Annotated in this window: 12 protein-coding genes and 1 pseudogene; all 13 read right to left on the bottom strand. The window is 46.1% G+C overall.

Annotated features, from left to right (window positions below; genetic code table 11):
- Nucleotides 1-3: 3 nt before the first annotated feature.
- Nucleotides 4-801 carry an enoyl-CoA hydratase/isomerase family protein gene (locus tag LSG31_RS17310; protein ID WP_347436297.1) on the bottom strand — a complete coding sequence of 266 codons (798 nt, stop codon included), beginning with the start codon at nt 799-801 and terminating at the stop codon, nt 4-6.
- Nucleotides 802-888: 87 nt separating this feature from the next.
- Nucleotides 889-2,373: an aldehyde dehydrogenase family protein gene (locus LSG31_RS17305; RefSeq protein WP_347436296.1), complete on the bottom strand. Its 1,485-nt coding sequence runs from the start codon at nt 2,371-2,373 to the stop codon at nt 889-891.
- Nucleotides 2,370-3,209, bottom strand: a complete 840-nt coding sequence (locus LSG31_RS17300; protein ID WP_347436295.1) for a PaaX family transcriptional regulator — start codon at nt 3,207-3,209, stop codon at nt 2,370-2,372. The genes LSG31_RS17305 and LSG31_RS17300 overlap by 4 nt, the downstream gene beginning before the upstream one ends.
- 844 nt (nt 3,210-4,053) lie before the next feature.
- Complete coding sequence (locus LSG31_RS17295; protein WP_347436294.1) at nt 4,054-4,293, bottom strand: sulfurtransferase TusA family protein; 240 nt, start codon at nt 4,291-4,293, stop codon at nt 4,054-4,056.
- A 17-nt stretch (nt 4,294-4,310) separates the two neighbouring features.
- On the bottom strand, nt 4,311-4,733 hold the full coding sequence (locus LSG31_RS17290; RefSeq protein ID WP_347436293.1) for a DsrE/DsrF/DrsH-like family protein: 423 nt from the start codon (nt 4,731-4,733) through the stop codon (nt 4,311-4,313).
- Between the two features lie 92 nt (nt 4,734-4,825).
- A complete protein-coding gene (locus LSG31_RS17285; protein WP_347436292.1) occupies nt 4,826-5,446 on the bottom strand; it encodes a DUF1641 domain-containing protein in 621 nt (206 codons plus the stop codon).
- Nucleotides 5,447-5,466: 20 nt separating this feature from the next.
- Nucleotides 5,467-6,609 carry an NAD(P)/FAD-dependent oxidoreductase gene (locus LSG31_RS17280; RefSeq protein WP_347436291.1) on the bottom strand — a complete coding sequence of 381 codons (1,143 nt, stop codon included), beginning with the start codon at nt 6,607-6,609 and terminating at the stop codon, nt 5,467-5,469.
- Nucleotides 6,610-6,969: 360 nt separating this feature from the next.
- On the bottom strand, nt 6,970-7,164 hold the full coding sequence (locus LSG31_RS23390; RefSeq protein ID WP_430734207.1) for an FmdB family zinc ribbon protein: 195 nt from the start codon (nt 7,162-7,164) through the stop codon (nt 6,970-6,972).
- A 241-nt stretch (nt 7,165-7,405) separates the two neighbouring features.
- Nucleotides 7,406-9,370 (bottom strand): formate dehydrogenase subunit alpha, encoded by a 1,965-nt coding sequence (gene fdhF, locus LSG31_RS17275; protein ID WP_347439552.1) that lies wholly within the window; start codon nt 9,368-9,370, stop codon nt 7,406-7,408.
- Nucleotides 9,350-9,520: pseudogene (locus tag LSG31_RS17270) on the bottom strand (hypothetical protein); the annotation flags it as partial. The pseudogene LSG31_RS17270 and the gene fdhF, both read right to left, overlap by 21 nt.
- Nucleotides 9,521-9,712: 192 nt before the next feature.
- On the bottom strand, nt 9,713-10,729 hold the full coding sequence (locus LSG31_RS17265; RefSeq protein WP_347436290.1) for an NADP-dependent oxidoreductase: 1,017 nt from the start codon (nt 10,727-10,729) through the stop codon (nt 9,713-9,715).
- Nucleotides 10,730-10,868: 139 nt separating this feature from the next.
- Nucleotides 10,869-11,912 (bottom strand): NADH:flavin oxidoreductase/NADH oxidase, encoded by a 1,044-nt coding sequence (locus LSG31_RS17260; RefSeq protein ID WP_347436289.1) that lies wholly within the window; start codon nt 11,910-11,912, stop codon nt 10,869-10,871.
- Between the two features lie 54 nt (nt 11,913-11,966).
- A complete protein-coding gene (locus tag LSG31_RS17255; RefSeq protein WP_347436288.1) occupies nt 11,967-13,097 on the bottom strand; it encodes an NADH-dependent flavin oxidoreductase in 1,131 nt (376 codons plus the stop codon).
- Nucleotides 13,098-13,371: the final 274 nt, after the last annotated feature.

Here is a 13,371-nt window from a genome sequence, read left to right as displayed (position 1 = left end):
TTGTTACACTCCCTTAAATTCTGCCGGACGCTTGTCAAGGAATGCACTCAGACCTTCTTTGGCATCCTGCGAACGGAATAACAGGTTTTGCAATTCCCCTTCATAGCGGACCGCTGCGTTTAGCGGCATTTCCTTGCCGTTCATGATCGACAGTTTGATATTGGAAATCGCGTACGTCGGTCCTTCCGCCAACTTGCGCGCATAGGCAAATGTTCGTTCCCGCACGTCCGCTTGCGCATATAAGCGGTCGACCAGGCCACACTCTTTTGCCTCTTGCGGCGACAACGTGTCCCCAGTGATACACAGATCCAGCGCTTTGGAATAACCGATCAAGCGTGCCATGCGCTGCGTCCCGCCCGTCCCGGCCAAGACGCCCAACGTCACTTCCGGCAAGCCGATTTTGTAGTCGCCGTCGCCGGCGAAGCGCAGGTCGCAACCCATCGCCATCTCCAGGCCGCCGCCGACCGTATGCCCTTCCAGCAACGCGATAAAAATTTTCGGCGAGCGGGCCATTTTATCCAGCGTCTCATTGCAAAAGAGGCAAAACTGTGTCTTGAATCGTGGTTCCGCAGCCTTCAGGAAGTTGATATTCGCACCGACCGAGAAAAATTTCGGCACGTCACTCATCAAGATGGCGGCATGGATCTCATTGTCCAAGCGAATGTCATCAATGGCAGCATTCAGCTCACGATAGACGTCGAAGTCGTATGCATTTGTCTTGTTGACATGCAGATGGATTTCTGCAACCCCATGTTCTTTTTTCAGAGTGACACTTTTCATGGTTTGTATAGTAGCTGTCATGTGTAGAACCCTCCAATTGTAAGTTTTGAAATGGTATGTTTATTGAATCTTCCGAACACGCTATTTAAACGGCAAATTTGTTTATTTCTATTTCACACCTAATAGATTTAACGGACGTTTGCCGACATAGGAAACCACACTTTTGGTTTCCGTGTATAAATTTAATGTTTCAAGCGCCAATTCTCTTCCGAATCCGGACTGTTTGTAGCCGCCAAATGCGACGCCCGGGAATGCGGAAATCGGCGAGTTGACCATCACAATCCCTGCGCGGATCGCGGACGAAACGCGGTATGCCCTGGCGTGATCGCGTGTCCAAACAGCTCCGGCCAGACCATACATCGAATCGTTTGCCTGCTTGATCACATCCTCTTCCTCACGAAATTTCATAACGACTACAACCGGACCGAAAATTTCTTCCTGCGCCACGCGCATGTTGTTTGTCACATTCGCGATGACAGTCGGCATATACCAGTAACCGTTTTCAAAACCAGGACCTTCCGGGCGCCTGCCACCATATAAAACTTCTGCGCCTTCTTCTTCCGCAATTCTTACATATTGATCGATCACTTGTTCTTGCGCCTTTGAGACAATGGCTCCCACGTGCACAGAACTGTCGAATGGATCTCCAACTTGAATGCGGCTGACTTTATCCAAAAATTTTCCCATAAACGCATCATAAATCTTCTCGTGAACAAACAATCTTGAACGTGCTTCACACGATTGGCCGGTATTGTAATAAATGCCATGCAAGGAACCGTCGACCGCAGCATCGATGTCCGCGTCATCAAACACGATATTGGCAGATTTGCCGCCCAATTCCAACGTAACTCTCTTAATGGTATGAGCGGCTCTTGCCATGATATCTTTCCCGGTAGCGGTTTCCCCTGTAAAGGCGATTTTATCGATTCCCGGATGATCACTGATGTATGGCCCGATCTCCGCGCCACTGCCTGATACGACGTTTACAACACCTGCGGGAACGCCGGCTTCCTGACAGATTTCTGCGAGGAGCAGTGCGGTGATTGGCGTATTGCTTGCCGGCTTCAGGATAACCGTACAACCTGCCGCCAATGCCGGCGCAATCTTCCAAGCCGCCATCATGAACGGATAATTCCAGGGAATAATCTGTCCGCAAACGCCTAACGGTTCTTTGAGTGTATACGTAAAGAACCCGTTCGGCATTGGGACCGTTTGTCCCGCCAATGTTACCGTAGCCGATGCATAAAACTCGAAGTCTTCAATGGCCTGTATAATCTGGCCTTTTGCTGTCGGAACGGTCTTTCCGCTATTGAGAACTTCCAACTCGGTGATTTCATCGAGCCGATTTCTCATGATTCTGGCAATTTCGTTCAATAAGCGGGCGCGTTTCGCCCCGGTCATTTTCGACCAAGGCCCTTGTTTAAATGCTTGGCGGGCTGCTGCCACCGCCTTGTCGACATCCTCTTTTGTGCCCTTAGCCACTTGTGCAAGAACCTCGCCCGTTGCCGGATTATAGGTGTCGAAAAAGGCGCCGTTGCTGCTGTCGACAAATTCTCCATTGATAAAGAGCGGATAGATTTTCTTCAAGGTCATGTAATCCCTTCCTCGCCTTCATTCATAACCACCAGATTTTGATAGAAAAATTTTTCTGCAAGCGGCGACAAAAATTGATGATACTTTCGAAAAAGCGATCTCGCTTCATCTCCGATCCAATCACTTGGCAATACCTCTTTTGGCAATCTCGGATCAATGAAGAGAAATTTGCGATACTCATGAACCAGCATGATTCGCTGTACAAAGGCGTCACTTTCGGTCAGGTTGCCATCCATCGACAACAGAAAATTCCTTTGAAATTCGGGTTCGAATTTTTGTAAAAAAAGTTTATATTGTTCCTCAATCTCGCAAAAATCCCATGCTTTTTCTACAATTCTGCGATAGGATTCCGGGCCGTCATACCTGCCGGTAAATAGATCGACATGATCCGAAATTCCATATTCGTCTGCGATGGATATGACGTGTGAATGCCGGTTATGCGGGCTTATCCAAGTGTTATTTCCCAGGTAGCCATAGCCGGTCCACTGCAGCTCTTTTTTAAAATTTTCTTTGCTGTCTTTCTCCAATTCCGCCATGTTGCATAGAACAATTCTCCAATTCCCGTCCCAAGGAATATCTTCAAAGTTATAGACCCTTGAAATGCCATTTTTTACTCGTCTCCGACCTTTGTCGGTTACCGAATAATAGCCTTTTTGACCAACTTTATGTGATTCAATCAACCCTTGCTGAACCATGCGAGACAAAGTAACTCTGACGGTTCCATCAGAAATCGCAAATTGTTCCATGTATTGAATCAGACTGCCTACCCACACTTTCATGTCCAGGTTCCGATAAAAATCGCCAATTAACGTAAAAAGAACAGATGCTGGTTTCATTTCAAATGTCAATCTCCTAGCCACAGTAATAGTATCAATCGTAGTATTGTAGTGCGTGGCTGTATTTCGATCCAAAGATCGCGATCGGACCGGTGAATCCGAACGATGAGATGTTTGAAATGATTGTGACAGCGGTGCCACTTGATGCCATCAAACACACGTTTGCGGTTGAAACAGCGATGTTGTTCGACACATTGTGCTCTCCCAAAGCCCAAAATCCAGCGAACACGCTTTAAAACTTCTTGCAAGCTTCTCGGCAAACTTCATGACGTGTTGCCGATGGCGAATCGATCTTTACATTCTGTTATATCTGCCCCCTTTTATATATTACAATTTAATAATTATTATTAATATATATGTAATATAATATTATCAAGTTTATCTGTCAATACTTGCCGATATAATTTTAAATCCGAGAAACGATCAGAGCTGAAGGATAAATACCAGACGTATAGAGTATGATATTTTAAAAATATACAGCATCGATTTGGAAAAATCGATGTGAACGGATTCATATTTGCTTTTATATTTTGATTTGCAACGCAAAACCATTACAACATAAAATTCATATAGGATTTTCATGTTATAAACAAGGAGGAATGATGTTACATTCTGGTTGTCCGTTCCATTTGCAAATCGTGCCGGAAGCGTGTGTACATTTGTTGCATGCCTTGGTTGACAAAACATTCCATAAGAGAGAGCGGCCTTTGCGACATCGACAAAAAAAGCACCCGTTCCGGTGCTTTTCTATTACAAACTCTATTTACAAATTCTTCACCCTGCCGAGGAGTTAAATCATCCTTTCCAGGGCTTTACGGATGGATTGGCGGAAACTATTCATGATCTATTTAATTTTGCGAACGATAATTCGATCATATCCATCCAATGGTTCAATTCCCACTAACTCTTGTTTGGCTTTTTCTACCCATTTGGGAATGTCGCGTCTTGAACCTTGGTCAGTGGAAAGGACAGAAATCACTTCTCCAACTTGAGCGGAACGTATCACCCGGATCAATTCCATCATTGGGCCAGGGCAGTAGCTTCCTCGAGCATCAATTTCGCGAGTAACTGTTTCGTTTCCCATATTTTGCACCCCATTCCTTAAATGAATAGTGTAGAATCAGACTGTCCTGTCATTTCGACAAACTCGCCGACGCCAATCACATCATCAATAATAGGTTCAAAGTCTTCGATGCCAAGATCAAAAAGATCTGCCGTCATTGCGCAGGCATGAACTTTTACATCACCAAGTTCTTTAGCCTGGAGCAAGGTGTCATACCAAGAAGGCACGTTCTTCTCTTGCATCATTCGCATCATCGCCGGACCCATTGCTTCATAATCCTTGCTGACGTTCTGAACCTTATAGGGCTCTCCTTTGCGGAATACCATCAATCCCCAGAATGTAAGAAAAATATCGACTTTCATATCATTCATGACCGCACCAGAACTAATGATCGATACGGGATACAGTTTATCCACCGTTCCATTAAACACTACAATACTCATACGTTTTTGCCCACTCATTGAAACTCCTCCTTTTTATCAGTCACCAGATTTTGAACAATTGATTTTTGAATGAGTTTTCCATGAAGTTGACTTGATACAGGAATTTGTATTCAGTTATTGTTGGCAGTATGGATTCCAATGCTTCGGAGCAGTTGGAACACTGTGTGAAGTCCGGCTTGCAATTCCGGTTCCCGCAGTTGCTTCATGAGTTGCACCATGCCTTTCTGTTTTCGTGTTTCTTGCAACCTTTTATCAAAATCATTTATGATGTCTGGAAATTTTTTGGAAATATCAGTTTGCAAGAAAGCATCCAATAATTCGATTATTTGAACAACAGATCGCAACAAACTTATTAGAATTTCAGGAGACAGAACATCCAGCATGGCTCCCATAACCGGCAACAAATTCTCCAACCGTTCCAAAAAACCATTGTCTTCCATTTTTGCGATTCTTTTAAACAGTTGTTCGACTGTTTCCGCATGGGTCAAATAGAAATCCACCAATCGCAAGGTTGAAGGTTGATTCAATTGATCAGCCAATGTAACAATTTTCACAAACGAACCGACCATTTCCCCGACAATTTCCGGAGTCATCGCATCGCGCATGGCGTTTAACAGGACTGCCAATTCCCGAATGTTTCCGATTGTCTGTTCATTCAATTCCGATTCAATGGATAAAATGGGTGCATTGTCAGATTGGCTCAAAGTTTCCGGATTCACGTTCCCGTTCATAAGGATCACTCGCCCCTCGATTAGATAAGTCCACGCAGCGAGAGCCAATACATTTCATTAAAAGCAAGTTTAAACATGTGGGTCATAGTGGTGGCTTTTGCAGGTTGCGGCGGTGTACGATAGTCAAACGTAATATGTGTAGCTTCTTCAAGACCAGACTCGATAAAGCAAAATACTTTGCCATTGTATAAAGTGGTTGGCGGTTCGCCTCTTAGCTCATGAATAAGATTTCTTGCAACAACTTCCGACTGATAATGTGCTGTGGAGCCTGCTTTGGAAATGGGGAGATCTGTAGCATCACCCAGTACATAGATGTGTTCATTTCCTTTCAACTTCAGTGTTTTGGGATCTGTCGGCAGCCAGCCCTCCGCATCGCCTAATCCGCTATTTCGTATCACCGGCGCTCCTTCATGTGGAGGAATCCCGATTAGCAGATCATACTTTACTTCTTCACCTTCCAGAGTAAAAACTGTATGGTTTGCCGGATCAATGCTTTCCACATTAAAAAATGTTTCTCCTTTAATATTGCGTTTCTCGAATTCTTTTTCGGCCCATTCTGCCACGGGGACAAGGGAGTGAAGCCGACCGATCGGGTACGTATAAACAAGCTCTGCATCCTCCCGTTTTCCAGCCTGGCGAAGTGAATCATCAAGCATAAACATAAACTCCAGTGGTGCAACCGGACATTTATGCGGCACACCCACAATCATTACTACTTTTCCGCCTTTAAACGATTGAATTTTCTCTCGCAAACGCAAAGCTTCTGACAACGTATAGAATGAATTCGCATCTTGCCTGAACCCGGGTATCGAATCAAGATTTGGCACGGATCCGGTCGCGACGACAAGGAAGTCATACGGAATTCGATGTCCTTTTTTTGTAATAATTGTTCGTTGTTGAGCCTGAATCTCTTTCACAGAATCAACTACAAATTGAACTCCCGGCACAATCAATTGTTGTTGGGAACGCTTATACTTTTCTGGAATTTCCCGGTCCAAGGCAATATAAAGAAATCCCGGTTGATATACGTGTTGATCCGTGTCTCCCAGCAAAATGATTTCTAACTCATTGCGCTGTATCTCTTCGGACATTTCACGGGCGAGTCGATTTGCAGCCATTGTGCCGCCGGTTCCGGCGCCCAGAAAAACTACTCGTTTTGCCATTTGCCACACCTTCTTAACCGATCTCGTGAATTAAGGCTTACGGGAATACTGCAAACGAAATAAATATCCAAGAAAATAAGTACTTGTTCCAAATTCGGCGAGAATTCTGGCAAACGTCTTACCCGTACCCGTCACAATTCATTACCAGCACCTCCTTGTATTTGCTTTCATCATATACCTATATGGGTATATGGTCGATGATCAAATCGGACTATTTGACATAGTAAAAAAGCATGATTTTTCTGTTTTTGTTCATGTGCACACGGGCAAAAAAAAAAAACGAAACAAGGCGGGAAAATCCGCCTTGTTTCGTTTTTATTAAGACATTTTGGGAGGCGCCGCCTTCCATTAACAGGACGCTCAAGTAAATCCGGAAGACTTAGGTTTATTTTGACTGGAACCGCCATAAACGCTCCCGTTCCACTTTCCAGAGAAATCTTGCTTTATTTCCTTCGATCCGCATGCAGGGCATGTTAGTTTATCCCGATCCTCAAATTTCACAAACTCAACAAATATTTCCCCGCAGGATTTGCAAATAAAATGAATTCGCGGCATGATTCTATCATCCCTTTCTCGTAAATCATTCATGAAAGCCATGAACAAAAAATTGAATGAGCGGATACGCTTCATGATTATTGTATACCACCATAGGTATATTACGTTGTTTATTCGGTATTTGTCAATTCATTTCGATTGCAAGTATACTTAGCTCCTGCTGATCCCAAATTGAAAAAAGCACCAAATCCGGTGCTTTTAGACGTGAAATCTTAGGTATTGCAGAGTATTGGTTTGTTGGTTAAAAATTCTCCCGTATATGCTTTGCTGCCGCAAGTTGCAGATCAATCGCTTCATCAATTACTTCGATCTTTACTGCAGTATATTTGAAAGGCGCTACACCGGACTTTGTATCCACGGCGTCACTGGTCAAAACATTTGTGTCTACCTTGTCAGGGAAGTGAAATGCCATAAACAAATTGCCTGCAGTCATTTTGTTGGATAATCGAGCGGGCACAAGTACGCTTCCGCGACGGGATGACACCCGAACGACCGTTCCGTTCCCGATTCCGAGCCGTTCCGCATCTTCCGCACTGATTTCCAGGTATTCTTCCTGATCTTTTACCTTTGAATCATAGTTGCTTGTCGTCACTCCCGTATTGTAAAACGCCAGCCGCCGCCCCGTGATAAGAACGAACGGATGTGTTGCATCGGTTTGATCGATTGGCGCTTCGAAATCCACCGGTACAAATTTGGCCTTGGGGCCCACATCATCTGTATGAAGGCGCGTATGCAAAATCTTAATCGGCGGTTCATCCACTTTGGGACAAGGCCATTGCAGTTCATACTCGCGATCCAGCCGCTCATACGTCATACCGAAATGGGCGGGAGAAAGGGATCGCAATTCATTCCATACGTCTTCAGCCGTTCCATAGTTCCAACTCACACCAAGACGGTTCGCCATGTTTGTGATGATTTCCAAATCGTCGCGTGCTTCCCCAGGCGGATCAACGGCCTTTCGCACACGCTGCACCCCGCGTTCGCTGTTCGTATACGTTCCGTCGACCTCTGCCCAGCCGGCAGCAGGCAACACGACATCCGCCATTTGCGCGGTCTTCGTGAGAAACAAATCCTGAACGACCATAAACTCCAAGTTGGACAAAGCCTCAGCAACTGCCGTTGTATTTGCGTCAGACTGAACCGGGTTTTCGCCAATTACATAGAGACATTTGATTTCCCGATCACGCATGGCATCCAGCATGCCGGACAAATGACGGCCATTTTTCGGCGGAATTGAACAATTCCACGCGTTTTCAAAACGTTCTCTGGCTTCATCGTCCTCGACGTTAAAGAAACCAGGCAACTTATTCGGTAATGCCCCCATGTCTCCGCCACCTTGAACATTGTTCTGTCCTCGCAATGGCATCAGTCCACTTCCGGGCTTCCCTACATGCCCTGTAAGCAATGCCAGATTGATCAGTGCATGAACGTTGTTTGTGCCGTTATGATGCTCAGTGACTCCCAATGTCCATGCGATCATGGCCCGGTTGGCCGTTGCATACAAACGCGCAGCAGCACGTATTTTCTCTTGCGGCACCCCTGTCAATTGCTCTGCAAATTCCGGTGTGTACTTATCCACCTGGGTTCGATATGTTTCAAAAAACTCTGTGGCGTTTTCAATAAAGGTCTTGTTATACAAATTTTCTTTAATAATCACGTGGCCCATGGCATTTGCTAGAGCAATATCCGTACCGACATTGACGGGCAGCCAATCTTCCGCGAAGTTTACCATCGGCAGTTTCCGCGGATCAACCAGCACCATTTTGGCTCCGTTCTTGATTCCCCTGCGGATGTGATTGTAGACAATCGGGTGGGCTTCCTGAGTATTGGAGCCCCACACCAAAATGACATCCGTATTCTCAAAATCGGTATACGAACCGGTATCGGCTCCGCTTCCAAACACAGTCGTCAAACTGACGACGCTTGGAGCGTGTCAAGTCCGGTTGCAACTGTCTACGTTGTTGCTGCCAATGACCTGCCTCATAAATTTCTGGGCAAGAAAGTTCAATTCATTTGTCGATCTTGACGAACTGAAACAACCGAATGCATCCGGGCCATATTGCAATTTTAATCGTTGGATCGCCGATGCGATCACTTCCATCGCCTCGTCCCAAGATGCCTTCTGAAGTATGCCGTCACGCCGAATCAAGGGATGCGTCAAGCGTTTTTCCGACTGAATATACGTCCATCCTTGCGTTCCTTTCACGCAAGTCTCTCCATGGCTGACAGGCGATGTTTTGTCGCCCTTGACGGAGATGATTTTTCCGTCCTCGACAGTCAGCTCAATGCCGCAGCCAGTCCCGCAAAAACTGCAGACAGACGAAATGGTTTTCTGCCTTTGGAGCACTGTAGACATACGTGTCCCTTCTTTCCAAGATATGAAAAACCTGTATCAGTAAATGTTTTTATTTTACAGATACAGGTTGAGGGACAGTAGACACAAATGGACTAGTACTTTTGGACTATCTTGATGGCTCGTTTGTACTATTATGGGCAGGAGTTGAGGAGAAAGCGGCTTGGATCGGTTTTCCGGTTGAAAATGCGGACGTTAAAGATCGGACACTTTTACCAACTGCTTGCCTAAATTTTCGCCGGTAAACAAACCTAAGAATGCTTTTGGAATGTTTTCAAACCCTTCTACGATGCTTTCCTTATATTTGAGTCTGCCGTCTTTGATCCATTGGGCCAATTGAGGCATTGCCTCATGAAAGCGGTCGGCGTAATTTCCTACGATAAATCCCTTCATCAACGCGCTGTTGATCAATAACTGTGTCTGAATCCGCGGCCCAATGTCCGGCTTTTCCAGATTGTACAGGGCGATTTGTCCGCACAGCGGAATCCGCGCCTGGAAATTCAACAAAGATAAAACAGCATCGGAAATCCCGCTGCCGACGTTGTCGAAATATATGTCAACGCCACCCGGACAGGCTTCTTTCAAGTCGTTTTTCAAATTTGCGGCCGTTTTGTAATTTATGACTGCGTCGAATCCAAGTTCATTGATCAGATATTCCTTTTTCCGATCGGAACCCGCGATTCCGACAACACGGCATCCCATGATCTTTCCGATTTGGCCGACGATCATGCCGACCGCCCCCGCCGCGCCGGATACGACAAGAGTTTCGCCCTGACTGGGCCTGCCGATGTCCAATAATCCGAAATAAGCGGTCAAGCCCGGCATCCCCAAAACGCCCAATGCAGTCGTCATCGGAGCAAGGGAAACATCGACTTTTTTTACTTGTCGGGGTTTCGCCACAGCATATGTTTGCCATCCCAAATATCCTGATACGATATCCCCTGTCTGAAATTCGGACGTCCTGGATTCCACCACTTGACCGACGACGCCGCTATTCACCACTTCGTTTAAAGGATAGGGAGGCACATATGATTTTGCATCGTTCATTCTGCCCCGCATATACGGATCAACGGAAACATACAAAATTCGCACGAGCATTTCGCCTTCCTGAGGAATCGACAGCGGCCCTTCAACCAGCTTGAAATTGTTTTCGGAAGGCATTCCTTGCGGTCTGCTGACAAGCAGGATTTGCTTGTTTTTTTGTTCTGTCATGGCGGAACTCTCTCCCTTCGATTGATTTTCGGAACCGGACAAATCAACGCGGCGGCACATGCCGCCATGCCAATCGGTCCTTGGGGAAAGTCCAATGGCGCGTGCTTTCCTTTCCCCTTCTCCATCGCACCAAGATTTTTTAGGATTTACGCGTCGGATAACCGCGTTGATACTGTATCGGAATGTTGATTGGATCATGTCCAAGGTTGATCGCTGCACGTGTGGCCCAATACGGATCCCGAAGCATCCCGCGGGCGATGGCCACTAAATCTGCATCGCCGTTACAGACCACAGCTTCAGCCAACGCCGGTTCTTCCAGCATTCCAACGGCAATCACCGGCACAGAGAGGGCTTCACGTATGGCCCGTGCAAAAGGCACTTGATAGCCTGGATAATTTCCGGGCTTTCTCATCCCTGCGGGGCCTTCGCCGCCGGAGCTGACATGAAATACATCCACACCGGCTGCTTGGTATGTTTTGCACAACGCAATCGCATGATCGATATCATACCCGCCATCCGCGTATTCGACAGCAGAAATACGGAACAGTAGCGGCATATCTGCCGGCATTTCTTTTTTAACCGCTTGGATCACTTCGACCCCAAATCGAGCGAAATCCCGTCCGTATTCGTCATCCCGTTTGTTCGTAAGAGGCGATTGGAACTGATGGATGAGATACCCGTGGGCGCCATGCAACTCAATGGTGTCAACTCCCGCTCGCACCGCACGGCGTGCAGTTGCCGCAAAAAGTGTCACGATTTCTTTGACTTCATCTGTAGCAAGTGCATGCGGCATTTTATATCGTGCCCCTGGAAATGGAATGGCGGACGGGGCAACGGGTGTCTCTGCATCCTCTGCCTTTCTTCCGGCATGAGCGATTTGAATGCCAATTTTGGCACCGTGTGTATGTACGCCGTCAATAATGCGTGAAAATGCCGGAATTTGATCATCTGACCACAATCCCAAATCAAAATCTGTGATCCGGCCGTTTGGATTCACATCGGTCATTTCCATAATGATTAGCCCTGCACCTCCGACTGCACGGCTCAGATAGTGCACAAAATGCCAATCGTTCGGCTTTCCGTCTTTATCAGTAACAGAATACTGACACATGGGAGCCATTACAATGCGGTTTTTCAATTCAAGACCTTTCACTGTGAATGAAGAAAATAACTGGACGCTCACAATAACCACCTCCAAAACCACTTTATGTTGCTTACATTTTTATGTTGCTAATATTTACACGTTTTCAGCCACCGGGAACCACCCTGGTGTATTCATGATGGCTTGCCACAGCGGATCGGGAACGACAAGTCGGGCTTGATCATGTTTTGTCATTGTGGTGTCAATTTCAGATTCCCGTCCTTGTTCAATTTTTTCAACCCAATCGGGATCCATAATCAACTCGCGTCCCAGTGCAAGCAAAGAAACGCCTGTTTGCAAAGCTTTTAAAGCATCGTCTGCGGTATGAATGGAACCCACTCCAATCACCGGCACTTTCTTGCCGATACGTTCTTGAATCAACTCCATGCGCGAACGTGTACTTTCGACGCCGCGTCTCGGAGCAGACCAAAAATCCATAAGTGACACATGGATATAATCGAGGTCTTTATTTGCCAGGGCATCCAATAAAGCGAGCGTATCCGCCATCGTAATGCCCGGCGTTTCCGCTTCTTCCGGTGAAAATCTGTAGCCAACCAGAAATGGCTGTTTGGCATGTGCAGCTACAACTTTTTTCACTTCGTCCACAATCGCAAGCGGGAATGCCATGCGTTTTTCCAAGCTACCGCCCCAAAGATCTGTACGTCTGTTGGAATGCGGCGAGAAAAACTGCTGAATCAGGTAGCCGTTGGCACCATGAATTTCCACCCCGTCAAAACCCGCTTCAATGGCCCGGCGTGAAGTCTCGCCGAATGCATGGACAATTTCTTCAATTTCTGAATCGGTCAAAGCTCGCGGAATCGGCGCTCCTTCTTGCTCGGGAGCCACAGCACTTGCACTGACGATATCTCCGTTTGGCACTAAATCAGGCGGGCACATGCGGCCACCGTGGAAGACTTGCAATACGGCTTTTGCACCTGCTTGCTTGATTGCGGTTGCCAGGCGGCGCAAACTTGGAATCATGGCATCGCTGTCACCCGCAAATTCACCGGAAAACCCTTTTCCGTTAGGAGTTACATATGTACAGGCTGTCACTACCATTCCTACACCTTTCGAGCGCCGTACATAATAATCCACTTCCGCATCGGAAACCGTACCGTCCGGATTGGAAGAAAAATTCGTCATCGGCGCCATGACGATGCGATTTTTTAATTGGACGCCACTGCGGAGGCTGAACGATTCAAATAAAGGTTTATATTTCTGCTGCATGGTAGTATTCTCCTCTTTTTCTTTGATTTTGTAATAATTCTGATTCATTATAACTTTACTAACTAAAGTAACTTTTTATATTGTATATTAAAGCGTTTTTCAATTCAACAAGTACAGTCTTTTATTCTGTACACTCGGCTTTGCCCGAAGCTAGTTTTTCCCAATCCTTTCAATTCCACACAATCTTTTAGTTTAATGCCGAGCAACAGTAAACTGTCTTAGAACTACAGAAAAAGCATAAGTTGCAAACAAGTAACTTATGCTCCAACAAATG

Origin of the sequence: Fodinisporobacter ferrooxydans (genome assembly GCF_022818495.1) — a bacterium.
GTDB lineage: Bacteria > Bacillota > Bacilli > Tumebacillales > MYW30-H2 > Fodinisporobacter > Fodinisporobacter ferrooxydans.
The sequence above is the reverse complement of the archived record's forward strand: the minus strand, read 5'-3'. Positions and strand labels throughout refer to the sequence as shown.

Bases quoted from the DNA above. Each gene is read 5' to 3' on its own strand.
- LSG31_RS23390 (WP_430734207.1), bottom strand. From the start codon at position 7,164: ATGCCGCGAATTCATTTTATTTGCAAATCCTGCGGGGAAATATTTGTT.
- LSG31_RS17290 (WP_347436293.1), bottom strand. From the start codon at position 4,733: ATGAGTGGGCAAAAACGTATGAGTATTGTAGTGTTTAATGGAACGGTG.
- LSG31_RS17295 (WP_347436294.1), bottom strand. From the start codon at position 4,293: ATGGGAAACGAAACAGTTACTCGCGAAATTGATGCTCGAGGAAGCTAC.
- LSG31_RS17310 (WP_347436297.1), bottom strand. From the start codon at position 801: ATGACAGCTACTATACAAACCATGAAAAGTGTCACTCTGAAAAAAGAA.
- LSG31_RS17255 (WP_347436288.1), bottom strand. From the start codon at position 13,097: ATGCAGCAGAAATATAAACCTTTATTTGAATCGTTCAGCCTCCGCAGT.
- LSG31_RS17280 (WP_347436291.1), bottom strand. From the start codon at position 6,609: ATGGCAAAACGAGTAGTTTTTCTGGGCGCCGGAACCGGCGGCACAATG.
- LSG31_RS17285 (WP_347436292.1), bottom strand. From the start codon at position 5,446: ATGAACGGGAACGTGAATCCGGAAACTTTGAGCCAATCTGACAATGCA.
- LSG31_RS17265 (WP_347436290.1), bottom strand. From the start codon at position 10,729: ATGACAGAACAAAAAAACAAGCAAATCCTGCTTGTCAGCAGACCGCAA.
- LSG31_RS17305 (WP_347436296.1), bottom strand. From the start codon at position 2,373: ATGACCTTGAAGAAAATCTATCCGCTCTTTATCAATGGAGAATTTGTC.
- LSG31_RS17300 (WP_347436295.1), bottom strand. From the start codon at position 3,209: ATGAAACCAGCATCTGTTCTTTTTACGTTAATTGGCGATTTTTATCGG.